Annotated in this window: 17 protein-coding genes and 1 tRNA gene; 8 read left to right on the top strand and 10 right to left on the bottom strand. The window is 64.9% G+C overall.

Annotated features, from left to right (window positions below):
- A complete protein-coding gene (locus RUU78_RS00845; protein WP_313912718.1) occupies positions 1-888 on the top strand; it encodes a collagen-like protein in 888 nt (295 codons plus the stop codon).
- Between the two features lie 860 nt (positions 889-1748).
- On the opposite strand, the gene RUU78_RS00840 is transcribed toward RUU78_RS00845, so the two are convergent.
- Entirely contained in the window at positions 1749-2078 is a 330-nt protein-coding gene (locus tag RUU78_RS00840) for a hypothetical protein (protein ID WP_313912716.1), read from the bottom strand.
- Between the two features lie 487 nt (positions 2079-2565).
- Between RUU78_RS00840 and RUU78_RS00835 the strand changes: the two genes are divergently transcribed.
- The gene (locus RUU78_RS00835) at positions 2566-2955 is read left to right on the top strand and encodes a DUF6573 family protein (RefSeq protein ID WP_313912714.1); all 390 of its coding nucleotides are present in this window, start codon (positions 2566-2568) and stop codon (positions 2953-2955) included.
- A 210-nt stretch (positions 2956-3165) separates the two neighbouring features.
- On the opposite strand, the gene RUU78_RS00830 is transcribed toward RUU78_RS00835, so the two are convergent.
- The 5 genes from RUU78_RS00830 to RUU78_RS00810 form a co-directional block, all read right to left on the bottom strand.
- Entirely contained in the window at positions 3166-3351 is a 186-nt protein-coding gene (locus tag RUU78_RS00830; RefSeq protein WP_313912712.1) for a hypothetical protein, read from the bottom strand.
- Positions 3352-3568: 217 nt separating this feature from the next.
- Complete coding sequence (gene lepB, locus RUU78_RS00825) at positions 3569-4150, bottom strand: signal peptidase I (RefSeq protein ID WP_313912710.1); 582 nt, start codon at positions 4148-4150, stop codon at positions 3569-3571.
- 596 nt (positions 4151-4746) lie between these two features.
- Positions 4747-5013, bottom strand: coding sequence for a hypothetical protein (locus tag RUU78_RS00820; protein WP_313912708.1), 267 nt, complete (start codon positions 5011-5013; stop codon positions 4747-4749).
- A gap of 371 nt (positions 5014-5384) precedes the next feature.
- Entirely contained in the window at positions 5385-5933 is a 549-nt protein-coding gene (locus tag RUU78_RS00815; RefSeq protein ID WP_313912706.1) for a hypothetical protein, read from the bottom strand.
- 194 nt (positions 5934-6127) lie between these two features.
- Positions 6128-6203 (bottom strand) — tRNA-Phe (locus RUU78_RS00810).
- Positions 6204-6619: 416 nt separating this feature from the next.
- Here RUU78_RS00810 and RUU78_RS00805 point away from each other — a divergent pair.
- The 3 genes from RUU78_RS00805 to RUU78_RS00795 all read left to right on the top strand — a co-directional run bounded on the left by RUU78_RS00805 (position 6620) and on the right by RUU78_RS00795 (position 10353).
- Positions 6620-6988 (top strand): BlaI/MecI/CopY family transcriptional regulator, encoded by a 369-nt coding sequence (locus tag RUU78_RS00805; protein ID WP_313912704.1) that lies wholly within the window; start codon positions 6620-6622, stop codon positions 6986-6988.
- Positions 6981-9608: a M56 family metallopeptidase gene (locus tag RUU78_RS00800; RefSeq protein ID WP_313912702.1), complete on the top strand. Its 2628-nt coding sequence runs from the start codon at positions 6981-6983 to the stop codon at positions 9606-9608. The genes RUU78_RS00805 and RUU78_RS00800 overlap by 8 nt, the downstream gene beginning before the upstream one ends.
- A gap of 334 nt (positions 9609-9942) precedes the next feature.
- Positions 9943-10353, top strand: coding sequence for a DUF6491 family protein (locus RUU78_RS00795; protein WP_313912700.1), 411 nt, complete (start codon positions 9943-9945; stop codon positions 10351-10353).
- Positions 10354-10470: 117 nt separating this feature from the next.
- Here RUU78_RS00795 and RUU78_RS00790 read toward each other — a convergent pair whose 3' ends face one another.
- The 4 genes from RUU78_RS00790 to ftsY form a co-directional block, all read right to left on the bottom strand.
- Positions 10471-10743: an oxidative damage protection protein gene (locus RUU78_RS00790; protein ID WP_313912698.1), complete on the bottom strand. Its 273-nt coding sequence runs from the start codon at positions 10741-10743 to the stop codon at positions 10471-10473.
- A gap of 35 nt (positions 10744-10778) precedes the next feature.
- Positions 10779-11843 (bottom strand): A/G-specific adenine glycosylase, encoded by a 1065-nt coding sequence (gene mutY / locus RUU78_RS00785; protein ID WP_313912697.1) that lies wholly within the window; start codon positions 11841-11843, stop codon positions 10779-10781.
- Positions 11840-12493 carry an AsmA family protein gene (locus RUU78_RS00780; RefSeq protein WP_313912695.1) on the bottom strand — a complete coding sequence of 218 codons (654 nt, stop codon included), beginning with the start codon at positions 12491-12493 and terminating at the stop codon, positions 11840-11842. Before RUU78_RS00780 ends, mutY begins: the two co-directional genes overlap by 4 nt.
- 263 nt (positions 12494-12756) lie before the next feature.
- On the bottom strand, positions 12757-13947 hold the full coding sequence (ftsY, locus tag RUU78_RS00775; RefSeq protein ID WP_313912693.1) for a signal recognition particle-docking protein FtsY: 1191 nt from the start codon (positions 13945-13947) through the stop codon (positions 12757-12759).
- An 88-nt stretch (positions 13948-14035) separates the two neighbouring features.
- On the opposite strand from ftsY, the gene rsmD reads away from it, so the two are divergent.
- The 3 genes from rsmD to RUU78_RS00760 are packed head-to-tail and all read left to right on the top strand — an operon-like array spanning position 14036 to position 15666.
- Complete coding sequence (gene rsmD / locus RUU78_RS00770; RefSeq protein ID WP_313912692.1) at positions 14036-14608, top strand: 16S rRNA (guanine(966)-N(2))-methyltransferase RsmD; 573 nt, start codon at positions 14036-14038, stop codon at positions 14606-14608.
- Positions 14609-14648: 40 nt separating this feature from the next.
- On the top strand, positions 14649-15134 hold the full coding sequence (gene coaD, locus RUU78_RS00765) for a pantetheine-phosphate adenylyltransferase (RefSeq protein ID WP_313912690.1): 486 nt from the start codon (positions 14649-14651) through the stop codon (positions 15132-15134).
- Positions 15135-15165: 31 nt separating this feature from the next.
- Positions 15166-15666 carry a hypothetical protein gene (locus RUU78_RS00760; RefSeq protein ID WP_313912688.1) on the top strand — a complete coding sequence of 167 codons (501 nt, stop codon included), beginning with the start codon at positions 15166-15168 and terminating at the stop codon, positions 15664-15666.
- Positions 15667-15735: the final 69 nt, after the last annotated feature.

Below are 15735 nucleotides of genomic sequence, written 5' to 3'. Positions count from 1 at the left end.
ATGGACACGTCTGTAATTCTCATCATCGTTGCGGGATTGCTTCTGTTCCGCGTGTTGACGAAGAAAGCTTTCAGAGAAGAGCTCGGCGATTTTATCGTGCCGTTTGCTTATTCGGGCAAGAACGACGTGGATGAAGAAAAGCGCAGGCGTGATCAAGAGCTGAAGGTGGTCGAAGAACGAATCAAGCACGCCGAACCAGAGGCCCTGGAGCACGTGGTTGCCGGCTTGGTAGGGTTGCTCAATGCTGACGAAGGACGTCGCGGCAACGTGGATTCTCGGCTGTCGACCATGGTTGGCTTGGCCTCAATTGCCGGTACCGTCGTGATCGGGCTGATCGTGAGTCAGGCAGCAGGTACGCTCAAGCTCGCGGGAGTGGGGCGGTGGGTGGTGGGTGCAGCGGCTCTTTACTTGGTGTTGCAGCTTTGTGTGGCGATTGTCTGGGCCTTGATTGGTCAGGCACGTAGAGGTTACTACTCTGATACGGTGAAAGATTTCCTGCCACGTCTTGAAGGCTCGAAAGAGACGTGGTTGCGGGAGCGCATCGTCACTTTGTTGCGTACGCTGCAGCACAACGTGACTGTTACCAACATCAAAGTTACGGCGATGGCAGTCGCTCATCGCGCGGCAATGAACTTCGTGGGTGCGCTGTTCTTTCTGGCTGCAGCAAGTACGTTTCTGGTACCGCCGGCGTCAAGCGATACGGCATTGCTACAATCCCTCGAATCGAATGCGAAATTGCGAGAGTTGCTCCGCGGTCCGCCCGGCTCCCAAGGCCCAGCTGGCCCAGCAGGGAGCCAGGGTCCGCAGGGTGCTCCCGGGCCGCGAGGCATAGACGCAGTCAATCCCTCCCCGGGGAAGGTCCCTCGACCCAGGCCAGAACGTTTGTAGAGAGCTTCGCCAGCGAAACCATGCCTGGCTTGATCCGGGGGCGGATTTGTCCTGTATAGGCCTCATCCAAAAGCAGAAAAAATACGCCGCACTCTCGGCGAGAGCTACGCCGATGTCTACAAGGGCAGTCGTCAGAGCAAGCGCGTTGACTGTTTGACGCGACCGAACCAATTCGTCCAGCACCGCTCAAGCTGATCCTGGGCATTCCGATCCAGTCCAAATTGCTTACGCAGAAGTATTCACCAGTGGTGAAGAAGCTCTGCGGCTGCAAGCGTGAACCGCCCCGGCTTCCCCGGGCGCGAGCCGGCCAGTTGGGTGCTGAGCGATGGGTTCAGAATGCTGGCGGCGTCGGTCTGCTTTACCCATCGTGCCGCGCTGAGCGTGTGAACCTCGTGGTGTATACGGATTCGTTGACGTCTGCAGATCGGCTGGGCGTCTTCGATCCCGAGGGGCGATTGCCCACGGATCAATCAAGCTAGACCGTAGCCGCTGATCGCCTCTGCAGGGCGGCCACTGACTTTGTTTTGGGGGTATCTATTCAGTTCGAAAAGGCGGATGACGAAAAAGTCATCGAGCGACTAAACCGCAAACTGAATGGAGCGGACTGCTGTGGGCATTGGTCACCGCGCACTATTGACGAGCTCGTAGCCAAAGGCTTCGTAATGTCCAAGGCATAGAAAAGCGCTGCCTGCCGCAGGGTGCCAATTTATCTACCGCTGAGGCTAACTCCGAACCTGATTGGCACGAGCAGCTATAACTAATCGAAAGCTAAACGCGGTTCTTTCAGAAGCGCTGACGAAGGTTGACATGTTCTATCGGCTGACAAGTCAGGGTCTAACGTTGTGCGCCGAAACGACGATCTACACAAGCTCAATCTGGTGGGGCAAAAGCAAATCCCATACCCAAATATACTCTACCCCGAAAGGAGTAGTTTCGATCGAATAGATAAACACCATGCCTTTGAAGCTTGGACTTTTATGGCAGCCAGGGTTGCCTTTATGCGCATAAAATAAAAATTTCCCCGGCATATTTACTAATGTCTCCGCAAAAACTCTAAACTCTTTGTCAAGACTCTCCGCCTGGGCTTGAGCGAATCCAACGTCGCCGGATTTCGAGAAATAATACGTGACTGCGTGCGCGCAACGCGCAGCTAGTGTCTCAGTCGCTTCATCACTCCATCTCACTTCCATGTTGAGTTCTCGGCTACTAAGGCCTGAGTGGCTTAGCGGCCATTTTTTGCGTCACCTCGACTTGAGGTAGCTCCGCAACAGCTTGCTGGATGCGTGCTTGCACAAACGCTCTGCTGTCTTCCGTCGACATTTTCCGACTATCAGGCGCATGGTGTTCCCGAATAAGCTTTGCCGCCCACTCGTCGAAGTCTGCGCCGATGGGGCAGGTTCTTGAAGCCAAACGCTTTTCATATGTGTTCATGCTGATAAGTATACGTCAAATAAGCTGAAGGACAAGCAGCCCTCACGCTCGGCTTCTCCGGTCAAGGGCCGGCCCCCGGCCCGAGTCGTCGCTCTCTGCGTTCGCTCCAGCCCGAGCCAGCCGTGGCCCTGCGCCGGCGTTCCGCCGCCGCTCCCCTGACCGCGCCTCCCTCCGGGCGGGTGGTTCCCATCCGGGTCATCGGGACCCCGATGCCCGGGGACCGGACCACGAAGGAAGGAGCGAAGCATGTTCACCGATCACGACGTCATCCACACCTACACCCGCCGCGAGGCCCTCGACGATGGCGTGCTGATCGACGTCACCGAACGCGCCCGGGAAGCCGGTTTCCGGATCCCCGTTGCGGTCACGGCTGCGGCCTGGGCCGAATGCGTCGAATGGCCGGAGACCGAAGCGGCCATCCAGGACGAGAGCGGACGGCTGTGGGATCTGGTGTTCATGGCCGGGGTGGCTGCCCGGGCCGCTGCGCGGCAGGGTGAGCGGGGTCGAATCGCCTTCGAACTCTTCGTGGTCCCGCGAGGAGGGGAGCTGCCGGCGCGAACCCAGCTGGACCTGCACGTCGGGCCGGGCGATCAAGGCGAGCCGGTGGCCACGATCATGGAACCGGGCGAGGACTGAAAGGGACACGGGCCGGTCGCCTCACCGGAAGCGCGGCTGCCAAGTACGCAGCCTTGTTATTTCTGATCGCCTGGCGACGTTCTTCCGAGCCCGTGGTAGCGCTTCGAACGTCCTGCAACCATCCAGGACGGCCGTATGGAACGCCGACGGTCCTCCCGCGCTCGTTCCACGAAACGACTCGGTCGCTGCGGCAGGTTCGAGCGGATGATTTCAGGCCGAGTTTGCTAGAACGGCCGTCGCCGTCTCAAACGCCTGCTCGTCCGTGAGTTGTGCCTGCTGCAAAACGGAAACAACCGCCAAGTAATCGCGCGAGCCGAGCGCGGCATCGAAGACCTCAACGAGCCCAAAGTGCGCCAGGCGCTCGTTGACCGTCATGCCAGCTACGAACTTGTCCATCGAAACCACCTCTCTGGCTCATGACCGACCCCCGCTCGCACCCTCATGTAGGACGTCAGGCAGTGGGGCAACGGCCGGCCGACAGCCGCTTACCGTGGCTTGCGAGCTCTCTCTCGTTCTTCTCGGATCGGCGGCATCCAGGATCCGCCCGCCAAGGATCGATCGGTCGCAGATGAGTGCGTTCAGGGTGCGGTGGTTGCACCGCCGGAGTGACGCATCATCGCAATTTCTTTCCTACGATCGAGTCGAACGGGATGGCGCCAAAATACCGGCTGTCCTTCGCTTCGAATCGATTGTCCCCCATCACGAAAAAATGTCCGGCAGGGACGGTGGTAGAGACATCGGGAGGCTCATGAGTCGGCGACTCATCGAGCGCGATCTTGTAGGACGCCTCGCCGACTTGTTCGTAGAAAATGGACTTGCCGTCCCTTTCGCCGTCGCGCCATCGTTGGACGACGTGGCCATTGACCCTTAGGCCCCAGCCTGACGTTTGAATGGTGTCGCCCGGCAGGCCGATCACCCGCCAGATGTACAGATACGAACCCGTCTCTTCGTCTCGACGGAAAATTACGATGTCGCCCCGTCGGACGCTTTCGGGATAGGCGTAAGGCCGTTTCAACGCGAAGAGAAAGCTCCCCGACGGCAGGCCGGGATACATGCCGTTCTGTGGAATGTGGTAGGTCTTGATGAAGAAAACTCGAACAAGAACCAGCGCGACAACCACGAGGACCACGACTCCGGCCGCTGTCGCTGCAAGGACGTAGCTCAGACGCCGCCTCGATTTCCGTTGGTCGTTCACTCGCATCGATCCTTCTCGTGTCGACCGGTCGTGGTTTCTTGCCGCAATGGGTGCAACGTCATCGATCGGCCCCACCGTGCGAAGCCGTTTTGCTCGGGCCGGACGTCTGCGTGTCCATCGGCGAGGGCCGCACGGGGGAAGCCGTCCATGCCGTGGCGCGCGATCCGGTTGATGCCGCTATTCGTTGGACGTGACACAGATCGCCAGCGCCGTTCCCTACACGCCTGCCGAACCACGCTTGTCCGTCGTTCGACAGACTCAGGATCTGCTGCACGGGCGACGCTTCGACGACCGCTCCCGCAGGATTCGCGCCCAGCGGTGCAGCCGTCAGGCCAAGCGCGGCGGCGCAACGGGGCGCTGGAGCCGTCGTCTCGTTTCATGAGGATTTCCCGCGCCAGTTTGAACTACGCCACTTCTGCCGCAATAGGGAAAAAACTCTCACGAAAACGGTTCAACGCTAACGGCCAGACGATCCGGCGCGTCAGTGCGTCAGTGTGCCTGCCCCGGCGAGTCCTGACGGCAGCCCAGCACGGCGTAGTCCGTTCAAGCACGAGGCGCCTAACGACGCCCCGTGCCTGAATCACGATCGGCCTTGGCTAGGACAGAGCCAGTTCGCCGTTCTCAGTGAAATACCAGTCGTCCTGGACAGTGTCGTGCCAGCCCATCGCGTGATCCGGTACGCAAGCCGGCCGATACCACCGCAGCTCATAACCGACCACGAAAAAAGCAAGGTTGAAGTCGATCCCGGCCGGTGTCCGGGCTCTGAGTTCGCCCAGATGGATACGGTCGCCCGCCTCGTAGCCCATTTCGCCCACCACGTGAAGGACCGTCCGCGCCGTTTTCATCTCGCCGTTCGAAAACATATAGAACCTCCTCTGTTGTCCAGCCCGGTGGATGCCGGGCTACTGAGAAGGGGCGGCCGTTGAAGGCTCGTATCTCCCCAGCGGTCGCAGAACGCTCGAGGGGCCGTTTCATGCTGGTCGCCAGGAGATTTTTTTTTGAAAGGCCGACGAAGGGGGGGGGCGGCGGCGTCGACGCGCAGGGGGACGTCTTAGGACACGGCCGGCCTCCTGCCACTACCCCCTCCAGCGTTAGAGGAAGGTAAGCAGCAGCAAGCGCGCGAGAAGCTCAGATCGTAGATCCAGTGGTTGCAGATTCCGGTCCCTGGCTCTGGGGCAGCCCGCTGGTCTTGCGCCGGAGGGTGCGGAAGCGATGGGTGAGACGGCCGGTGGCGTCAGAGCGGATCTTTCCGACTCCGTTGAACAGCTTTTGGCACGGCACGGTCCAGTTCACCCGCCACGACGCTGGCGGCGGCGGCGTCTGCTGCCCGCTTTGCCGCCACGAGGTATTCGTCCAGCCGAAGCCACACCACCTCGTCGTCGTCGCTGCGGTCATGCTGCAGCGATTCGACGAACTCAATCGGGCGGCCGGAAGCGCCGCGGACGACGAACAACCATTCGTCGTCGGGCAGCCCTGCGCTAAGCAGCCCCATGAACGACGTGTGGCGGACCTTAGGTTGCCGCCCGCCGCGGAACGGCGGCTCGCTGAAGCCTGCGCCGGCCCAATCGGGCGCGAACAACCCATCCGTCACGGGGGCTACCGTAGCGGCAGCGGTCGATCGCGGCGCTTTCGACGTTCCGGCACCGTCGTTGATCCACGCGATGAGCGCGGCGGCCGGATAACGAACGAGCTTCGGACCCAGTGCCATCCACGTCGGTGGCGATACGCCATCAGCGCGCCATTGCTGCAGCAGCCGCGTCGAACAGCGCAGCAGTGCGGCCACATCCTTCTCCGTCAGAAGCAGCGGCCGCGGGAACTCCGCAACCGCCGACAAAAGTGGATCTGTGTACGGAGGGCTCGTCATGGAACAAAGCCTATCGCATGGATCGACTTGCCGCGTTACTCGATGGCTGGGGAACCACAGGGGAGCCACAACCCGGGTTCGGCAGCGAGACGTGACGCAAGTGCTTGATTAAATGGTGGCCGGGGACGGAATCGAACCGCCGACACGGGGATTTTCAATCCCCTGCTCTACCAACTGAGCTACCCGGCCTGAGGTGTTGCTGCGTGCGACCAGAACGGTCGCAGCGGGAAGGCCGCGTATTAAATCGGGGCGGGCAGGCGGAGTCAAGCGCGGATTTTGGTTGGGCAGAAATTGATCAGGCGGGCGCCGTATGTCTGCGTTCCGCAGACAGTCCGCGGATAGACGTCTTGGCCGGCAACGAATGCCGTGCCTGATAGCGCCGTCGCGTGGGTATGAGCTGTCGCCAACTGCTCAGTTGCCAGCGTGAGGTCCCCGCTGTGCCTTACGAGCATGCCGATCGACAGGGCCTGGCGTTCCCGCTGCTCGCCCCTCTCTGTCTCCCGCCATGACTTCCGGCCCGTTGCGCCATGCGCAGTGGTCTACTACAACTGTAGTACGACAAATGTAGATCCGGACTGGGCATGACGACGAAACCTCAGGATGTGGTGCTCAGCGACCTGCAGATTGCGCTGATGCGCGTGCTATGGGCGCGCGGCGAAAGCAGTACGGCGGAGGTCGCCGAGGTGCTGGCGGGTGAGCGCGGCATCAAGCACACGACGGTGGCGACGATGCTGACGCGGCTGGAGAAGCGCGGCGTGGTGTCGCTGCGGCGCGATGCGCGGCAGGTCTATTACCAGGCGCGGGTCAGCGAGCCCGAGGTGCGGCGGTCGATGGTGTCGGAGCTGCTCGGCAGCCTGTTCGGCGGCGACGCGCGGGCGCTGGTGTCGCATCTGGTGGACGAGGCGGAGATTGCACCCGGTGATCTGGAGAAGCTGCGCAAGCAGCTGGCGCGCGGGGGACGCGACCATGAGTGAGATCGTGGCGATCGTGCTGTTGACGCTGTTGGTGCACGCGGGCGTGTTCCTGGCGGTGGCATGGAGTGTCGAGCGGCTGGGTTGGGTGCGCAGTGTCGCGGCGCGGGAATACCTCTGGCGCAGCGCAGTGCTGGGCAGCGTCGCGAGCGCGCTGTTGCAGGTGTTGCTGGCACCGGCGGCGTTGCCGTTGCTGCGCGTCGCGGTGGCGACGAACGCGATGGTGCAAGGTACGGGCGCGGACATGCCGGTATCGATGGCGCGCACGGGCAATGCCGTGGCATCGCGGGAATCGGCGGGCGCCGACGCATCGTTGGCGCGCGACGGAAGCGCCGCAGAGACGCACGCGGAAGGCGGTCCGGTTCGAAGCACGTGGGATCGGGCGAACAATCGCAGCGAAATATCACGCACAAGTGTTCCTGCCGATGCGCCGGAGCACCTTCGTGCGGCACAGTCGGCTGGCTCGGCGGCCGCCGTTTCGTCGCCGTTTGCGGAGCCCGCGCTGAACGCCGCGTCGGGCGATGCGCTGCGGGCTCCGGATGCACTGGCGATGAGATCGACTGACGTTGCGCTCGTGATGACGCTCGCATCCGGAACCGATCGCACGGCGGCCGCCGAGTTCATGGCGACGCTGCGCGCAGCGGTCTTCGCCGCGCTGCCGTGGCTACTGGGTGCATGGTTAGTCGCTATCGTCGTTGCGGGATTGCGCGTGGCGCTTGCGGCGCGCGCGCTAGGCTACCTGGTGGGTGGATCGTCGCCGGTCGCCTCGACGCAATGGCAGGACGATAACGCCGATCTCGCAGCGAATCTCGGATTGAAACGCGCGCCGGCGCTGCGCCGCAGCGCGCGGATCGACAGTCCGCTGGCCACGCCGGGCGGCGTGATCGTCGTGCCGGACTGGGCCTTGGCGCTGCCGCGCGCGCAGCGTCGCGCGCTGCTGGCGCACGAGCTGTCGCATCTGGCGCGGCGCGATCCGCAATGGCGCGTGGCGCTGGCGGTATGGCGTGGCGTGCTGTGTCCGCTGCCGCTGGCGACGCTGGCGCTGCGCCGCCTCGATGCGCTGGCGGAACTGCAGTGCGATGCCGCAGCGGCGCGCGCGACCGGCGACGGCCACGCGCTCGCGGCCTGTCTCGCGCAATGCCTCGAGCGCCGTCTCGATTCGTCTTTTCTGGCACTCGCCGCGGCCATGGCCGCGCCGCGATCGCCCCTGTTGCAACGTGCCGAGCGTCTGCTCGAAGGAGTTCCCATGTCTTCCGTTTCGCTTCCGCTGCGCGCGCGTCTTGCGCCGCTCGCCGCCGTGCTGATCGCGGCGCTCGCCGTGCCGGCGTTCGTCGTGCAGGAGTCGGTCGCCGCCGGGCGCGAGGTCGTGCCGGACGCGCGTCCCGCCACGCCGGCTACACCCGCTGCACCCGCTACACCAGCCGCGCCGTCAAAACCCCGCAAGGGCGACTGCGACGTGCTGATCGGAAGCTGCACGTCGATACATAGCCACGATGGCGACATGACGATCACGCTCGGCGAAACCGGTCGACGCCTGCGCTACGAATCCACGGGACAGGTGCGTTTCAACGCACAGGACACGGCGCTGGAATCGCTCGGCAGCGGCGCGCGCGCGTCCTGGGAAGAAACCGCGGGCCGCGAGACGCGCAAGGTCGAGTACACGGGCACAGGCACCGCGCTGCAGGTGCGTTACTGGCATAACGGCACGGAGCAGGCGCTCGACGCCGACGGCCAGGCGTGGATCGCGCGCATCGTGCCGCAACTGCTGCGCGAGGCAGCGATCGACGTCGAGGGCCGCGTGTCGCGATTGCATGCGCGCGGCGGTACCGATGCGGTGCTGGCCGAGGTCGCGCTGATCCGCTCGGATTTCGCCAAGGGCCGCTATCTGGCCGAGTTGCTGCGCACGCGCAAGCTCGCCGGCGCGGAACTCGACCGTGCCTTGCAGCAGGTCTCGAAGATGGGCTCGGATTACGAGAAGCGCCAGGTGCTGTCGGCGGTGCTCGCGAGCCAGCAGGTGGGGCGGACGCAGTGGCTGGCCGTGATGGCGACGGTCGCGGATATCGGTTCGGATTTCGAACGTTCGCAATTGCTCGTCGACAGCGCCAGTCGCGTAGCCAATGACGGCGAGTTGCGCGCGGCCTGGCTCAAGGCCGCGACCGAGACTGGCTCGGATTTCGAACGCCGCCGCAGTCTGGACGCGCTGCTCGACGAATCGCGCGACGATGCGGCGCTGATCGAGGTCATCGAGGCGGGCAGCGGCATCGGTTCGGATTTCGAGTTGCGCGAATTGCTGAGCCATGTGGCACGCAAGGCCGGCGACACGAACACGATCGCCGTGCCTTACGCGAAGACGGCCAAGCGCCTGGGTTCGGATTTCGAACGGCGCGAGGCGCTCGTCGCGCTGGTGCGCGCGGGCACGCTCGAGCGCGATGGTGCGCTGGCGGTGCTGGATGCGGCATCGGGCATCGGTTCGGACTTCGAATGCAGCGCCGTGCTGGTGGAAGTCGCCCGGCGTCTGTCCGGCGACGCGGCGGTGCGCGAGCGGCTGCTGCAACTGGCCGGCCGGTTGTCGGGCCATGAGCGCGAACAAGTGGAGAACGCCGCAGGTGTGGTGCGCGGCTGAAAGCTCCCTCTCCCCGACGCGCTTACGCGCCGGGGAGAGGGTGGGGTGAAGGGGAGTAGCCAGTCGTGCGTCGATGACACTGTTCCGCTGCGACGATAGTGATGCGTGGATTGCGTCGGAGCAGGGTGCCGGATCTCGTCGTCGTCGCAGTTAGCTCGCTTGTTGCCTGGCCGAACCGCGACGGAACAACGGTTCTGTCGGACACTGATGCGCCGTTGCAGCCCTCGTGGCGTCAACCTGAACTTTTCTTCATCAAGTTCTGCAACACTGCCTGCGACCCTGGAGCCCCCGCGGTCCGTCCCCATGTGCGAGACGAACCTCCAAGGAGTAACCCATGTCGATCCGCTCCCTGAGTGCCGCGGCGTTGATGCTGCTGGCTGTGGCTGTTCCGGCCCAGGCCATGACCGATAGCGAACGCGAGCGCCTGGCTGAATTCGAGCGCTTTGCCGGCGAACCCGTCGGCGAAATGCCGTTCTGGCGCCTGCAGAGCTATGAATCCCTGGGCACCGAGGCGGTCGTGGTCTGGACCGCAGTCAACAAGGCCTGGCTCATCAAGGTGCTGCCGCCGTGCACCGACCTGCCCTGGGCCAAGGCGGTGGGTCTGAGTTCCACCAATCACCGCGTCAGCGCCAAGTTCGATCATGTGGTCGCGGGCAAGGACCGGTGCAATATCGCCTCGATCCAGGCCGTCGACTACAAGGCGTTGCGCGAAGCGCGCCGGGCCGGGAAGGACGCGGCGAAGTAGCGCGTTGCGCGGCGCTTTGTCGCCGCGCGCGCTTGCCAGGTCAGCCGCGGAATGGATCGGCGCCGTGCCTGCCATGTCGAAGGTTGCATGATCATTCGCGTTCGCGGCGCGCGCGCTTCAGGCCTCCGGCGCGACATAGCCCGCCGGCGCGGCGGAGCCTTCGCCGAAGAAATATTTCTCCATCTCGCCCTGCAGAAAGGCGCGGTGTTTCGGATCCAGCGGTGACAGGCGGTTCTCGTTGATGAGCATTGTCTGATGGGCAAGCCATTGGCTCCAGGCTTCCTTGGAGACGGATTCGAAGACGCGCTTGCCGAGTTCGCCGGGCCAGGGAGCGAAGGCGAGGCCTTCGGCGTCGCGGCCGAGCTTGATGCAGTGGACGGTGCGGGTCATGGCGTTCTCCGGCGCGTGGTGCGCGTAGCTGAAAGTCAGTCGGTCTCGGGCAAGGATTGCAGCAGCCGGCGCACCGGCGCGGGAAGTCCCAGTTGCAGGAATTCCGTGGCACCGCACCAGCGCAGATCGTCGCGGTCGGCGACCTGCGGCAGGGGCTTCGCGCGCGCCAGCAGCGGCGTGATGTCGAGACGATAGTGGCTGAAAACGTGGACGAACGATGCCAGCGGCGCGATTGCGTCGAACTGCGTGCCGGTAGCGTGCGCGACCTTGGCTGCTTCGGCCGGCGTCGCTGCTTCGGGCAGGCTCCACAATTCCGCCCAGACGCCCGTGGCGGGACGTCGCTGCAGCAGCACGCGATCGTTGCGGTCGCGCAGGATCAGCATGCAGGTTGTGCGCGTCGGGCTGGCCTTGGCGGGCTTGCGCGCCGGCAATTGGGCGGTGAGCTTGTCGCGCAACGCCACGCAGTTGCTCGCGGCCGGACAGACACCGCAACGCGGCCGGCTGCGCACGCACAGCGTCGCGCCGAGATCCATGATGGCCTGGGTGTAGTCGGCGATACGCACGTGCGGCGTATTGTCCTCGGCGTGCTGCCACAAGGTGCGTGCCGTGGCGGTACTGCCGGGCCAGCCTTCGACGCCGTGATAGCGGCTCAGCACGCGCTTGACGTTGCCGTCGAGGATTGCGTGGCGCAGGCCCCAGGCCTGCGCGAGTATCGCGCCCGCGGTGGAGCGTCCGATGCCCGGCAGTGCGGCAAGCGCGTCGAAATCCTGTGGCAACTCGCCGCCATGCCGTTCGACGCAGACTCTTGCAGCTTTGTGCAGGTTGCGCGCGCGGCTGTAGTAACCCAGGCCCGACCACAGGCCCAGCACCTGATCCACGGGTGCTTCGGCCAGCGCGCGCAGGTCGGGCAACGCATCGACGAAGCGCTGGAAGTAGCCAATCACGGTCGCGACCTGGGTCTGCTGCAGCATGATCTCCGACAGCCAGACGCGATACGGCGTGCGCGGCGATTGCCACGGCAGGCTCTTGCGGCCGTGCCGGTCGTACCAGGCGAGCAGGGCGGGTGCGAAGCCGCTGCTGTCGGTGCCCGCGGCGCTCACTGCGTGCGTGCCGGGGTCGATTCGATGCGCACGCCCTTGAGCGTGACGCCGTCGAGTTCGATGGACTCGATCTGTGCCCGGCCCGGCAGCGGCGGCAGCGCGCTGGCAGTCGGCACGGCCTGTACGAGCTCTTGCCACCAGCGTTGCAGATCCTGCGCATGTATGTCGCCAGCGAAGTCGACGCCGCGCGCCACCGCCTTGCCGTCGCGCAGCAGGGTCGCGTCGTTGACGACGAGGTGCACGCGCAGGTCGGGCGGCGCGGCATTGTCGTCGCTCGCGTCCAGCCAGCGCTGCAGTGCGCTCAGTTCCAGCTGCGGTGTTTCCAGCTGCAGTTCTTCGATCACCAGACTCGAGTCGCGCAGGCTGCTCCACGGCAGGCTCACGTCGAGGCGCTCGAGCGTCAGCAGCGGGGCGGTCTCGCCGGGCAGCGTGAAGCGTGGCTGCTGCAGTTGCAGGCGCAGGCGTGGCCACAGCGAATAGCGCGCGAGCGGCTCGAACTTAAGTTCCAGGCCCAGCCGCGTGCGCGCCTGCTCGGCCAGCAGCGCGGCGACGCGCTCGGGTTGGGCGTAGTGGCGCAACACCAGCGCGGCCAGGACAACGATGGCCAGCAGCAACAAAGCTGCAATCTTCAGCGGGCGGCGCAATCGCATCTATGCAAAAAAGTGGATTGATGGATATTCACGGAGCAGGCATAATGCGGCGGCCGTCGGTACAAACCAGGATGGAGCGTCCGACGGCACTGCTCGCGCCCAAGCTGGCCCCCCTGGCGGAAAGCGTGAGCGGACGTGGGGGGGGGCCAAGCCCCCCCCCCCCCCCCCACTCGGCTGTAAAAACGTGGGGAGAGTCGGCCCCCCCCCGCGGGCGGCCCCCCGCCCCCCACCCCCCCCCCTTCTTCGTATGAATCCCTTTGCATTCAGGCGCCCAGCGCCGGCGGCAGCAGGCCGTCGACGAACGCGGCCGCGTCGAACTCGCGCAGATCTTCCAGGCTCTCGCCGAGACCGACGAAGCGCACCGGCAGCCCGAATTCCTTGGCCAGCGCGAAGATGACGCCACCCTTGGCAGTGCCGTCGAGCTTGGTCACGACCAGTCCAGTCACGCCGATCGCGGCGCGGAACTGGCGCAACTGGTTGATCGCGTTCTGCCCCGTGGTGCCGTCGATGACGAGCAGAACTTCGTGCGGCGCCTGAGGATCGAGCTTCGCGAGCACGCGGCGGATCTTGCCGAGTTCGTCCATGAGTCCGCTCTGCGTATGCAGGCGGCCGGCGGTATCGGCGATCAGCAGGTCCATGCCGCGCGAGCGCGCCGATTGCAGAGCGTCGAAGATCACACTGGCCGCATCCGAGCCCGAGCCCTGCGCGACCACGGGCACACCGTTGCGCTCGCCCCAGGTCTTGAGCTGTTCCACCGCGGCGGCGCGGAAGGTATCGCCGGCAGCGAGCATCAGGTCCAGGCCCTGCTGCTTGTAGCGCCGGGCGAGCTTGCCGATGGTCGTGGTCTTGCCGACGCCGTTGACACCAACGGTCAACACGACGAAGGGCTTGTGCGCGGTATCGACGACGAGCGGTTTCGCGATCGGCGTGACCAGATCGATCAGCGCCTGACGCAACGCGGCGAGCAACTGGTCGGCATCGGCGAATTCACGTTTGTTTAGGCGCTTGCGCAGGTTCTCGACGAGTTCGGTACTGGCGGCGACGCCGACGTCGGCGGTGATCAGCGCGGTTTCGAGTTCTTCTAGCAGCGCTTCGTCGAGCTTGGGCTTGCGCGAGAACAGGCTGCCGAGGTTGCGCGCGAAGGAACTGGCGGAGAGGCGTTCGCGCCAGGTCTTTTTCGCGGGAGCGCTGGCGGCGATTGCGGCGGCTTCGGCGACAGGCTCGGCGAGCAGCGATTCGGTCGCAGCGGCCGGTGCTGCAAGCTCAGCAACTGCAAGCTCGGCGACTGTAGGCGCCATGTCGATGGCTTCGAGCACGGCCGGTGCAGTTTCGGCCGGGCCGGCCGGTGCAGTGCCCGGCAACTGATCGATGGCGTTCGCGTCGGCAACTGCATCCGGCTCCGCCGGCACCGGCGGTTGGGCCGGCTTGGGCGTCTTCTTCCAGAACTTGAACATGAGGCAAGGGAATTCATCGAGAATATCCGGCCATGCTACCACCGACCCGCGGCGCCTCCCGCCGCGGCGGCGACCGGAATCCCCCAACGTGCCAGCAGCGCCCGGCAAGATCCGTATCATCGGCGGCCACTTGCGCAATTCCCGCATCGATGTGCCGGATCGGCCGGGCTTGCGCCCGACTCCACAACGCGTACGCGAAACCCTGTTCAATTGGCTGGCGGCCCACGTCGGCGGCGCGCGTGTGCTGGACCTGTTCGCTGGCACCGGCGCGCTCGGTCTGGAAGCGCTATCGCGCGGTGCGCGCGAAGCGGTGTTCTGCGAACGCGACGCAGGGCTCGTGGCGGCGTTGCGCGCCAACCTGCTGCGGCTCAAGCAGGACGGGCGCAGCCGGGTGATCAACGACGATGCGCTGGGCGCACTCGACGCGCAGGATCCGAGCTTCGATCTGGTCTTTCTCGATCCGCCGTTCGCCGCCGGATTGTGGAGCGCTGCGGCGGAACTGCTGGAGCGACGCAGTCTGCTGGCAACGACCGGCCTGGTCTACGTCGAAGCGCCGTCGGGGGCCGCGCCGGCGCTGCCGTCGAATTGGGTATTGCACCGCGAGACGCGCGCCGGTGACGTACACGCCGCGCTCTATCGCCGCGACGCGGGCTTGGCTTAAGCTTGGGCGGTTAAATCCCAGCCCAGACGGTATCTTTGCGATGGCCCGCGTTGCGGTTTATCCCGGCACCTTCGATCCCATCACCAACGGTCATATCGACCTTGTCAGCCGCGCGGCGCCGCTGTTCGAGCGGATCGTCGTCGGCGTGGCCGACAGCACCAGCAAGGGGCCCTGCTTCAGCCTCGACGAGCGCATCGGTCTGGCGCGCCTGGCGCTGGCAGGCCTGCCCAACGTCGAAGTGCGCGGCTTTTCGGTGCTGCTAGCCGATTTCGTGCGCGAGATCGGTGCCGGCGTGATCCTGCGCGGACTCCGCGCGGTATCGGATTTCGAGTACGAGTTTCAGCTCGCGAGCATGAACCGGCATCTGATACCCGAGGCGGAAACCTTGTTCCTTACACCGGCGGAGCAGTACAGCTTCATTTCGTCTTCGCTGGTCCGCGAGATCGCGCGGCTCGGCGGCGACGTCTCGGGCTTCGTGCATCCGGCCGTGCAGCAGGCATTGCGCCAACGCTGGCGCAGCAATTGACCGTTCCTTCTTTCCCACGCAGGTGATCCTCATGCGCAAGTTGATGCAAGCCGCCCTTCTCGGGCTCCTTTCCGTCCTGGTCCTGTCCGCCTGCGACAAGAAGGAAGAAGAAGCAGCCGCACCGGTTGCGGTCGAAGTGAAGATGCCGACGACCGCGGGCGATCGGGCCGGCTGGAAGGCCTATCTCGTCGACGTGGTCAAGCGCAACATGGCCGGCGTGACCTCGAGCCGTCCCTACATGTATTTCGTGCCGGCCGGTGAAGACCAGGCCGCGCAGGACGAGCGCATCAACCAGCTCGAGAACGTACGCACCGTCGTCGCGCGCACCGTGCTGCCGGGCAACATGCTGGCCTTCGGCGGTCCAGACTCCAAGCTCACGGGCGATCTCATCGTCGATTCGTTCAAGGATGCCAAGGCCGGCGCGTTCAAGGACGTGATCGTGCTGTTCGTCGGCGCCGCCGCCGACCAGGCGCGCGTCCAGGAAGCGCTTGCCGCTTCCGGTGCGACCTACCGCTTCGTCGAAATGAAGTGATACCCGCGGCCCGCGGCTACCGGCGCCTTGCCGGTGGCTGCGGGCCGACCGGCCCCCATGGCACTGAAA

The organism is Tahibacter sp. (assembly GCF_032229445.1).
Lineage (GTDB): Bacteria > Pseudomonadota > Gammaproteobacteria > Xanthomonadales > Rhodanobacteraceae > Tahibacter.
Note: the sequence above shows the minus strand (reverse complement) of the source record. Positions and strands in the feature narration are given on the sequence as shown.

Bases quoted from the DNA above. Each gene is read 5' to 3' on its own strand.
- RUU78_RS00845 (WP_313912718.1), top strand. From the start codon at position 1: ATGGACACGTCTGTAATTCTCATCATCGTTGCGGGATTGCTTCTGTTC.
- RUU78_RS00830 (WP_313912712.1), bottom strand. From the start codon at position 3,351: ATGGACAAGTTCGTAGCTGGCATGACGGTCAACGAGCGCCTGGCGCAC.
- coaD (WP_313912690.1), top strand. From the start codon at position 14,649: ATGGCCCGCGTTGCGGTTTATCCCGGCACCTTCGATCCCATCACCAAC.
- RUU78_RS00835 (WP_313912714.1), top strand. From the start codon at position 2,566: ATGTTCACCGATCACGACGTCATCCACACCTACACCCGCCGCGAGGCC.
- RUU78_RS00800 (WP_313912702.1), top strand. From the start codon at position 6,981: ATGAGTGAGATCGTGGCGATCGTGCTGTTGACGCTGTTGGTGCACGCG.
- ftsY (WP_313912693.1), bottom strand. From the start codon at position 13,947: ATGTTCAAGTTCTGGAAGAAGACGCCCAAGCCGGCCCAACCGCCGGTG.
- RUU78_RS00820 (WP_313912708.1), bottom strand. From the start codon at position 5,013: ATGTTTTCGAACGGCGAGATGAAAACGGCGCGGACGGTCCTTCACGTG.
- RUU78_RS00760 (WP_313912688.1), top strand. From the start codon at position 15,166: ATGCGCAAGTTGATGCAAGCCGCCCTTCTCGGGCTCCTTTCCGTCCTG.
- RUU78_RS00780 (WP_313912695.1), bottom strand. From the start codon at position 12,493: ATGCGATTGCGCCGCCCGCTGAAGATTGCAGCTTTGTTGCTGCTGGCC.
- RUU78_RS00840 (WP_313912716.1), bottom strand. From the start codon at position 2,078: ATGGAAGTGAGATGGAGTGATGAAGCGACTGAGACACTAGCTGCGCGT.
- RUU78_RS00795 (WP_313912700.1), top strand. From the start codon at position 9,943: ATGTCGATCCGCTCCCTGAGTGCCGCGGCGTTGATGCTGCTGGCTGTG.
- RUU78_RS00790 (WP_313912698.1), bottom strand. From the start codon at position 10,743: ATGACCCGCACCGTCCACTGCATCAAGCTCGGCCGCGACGCCGAAGGC.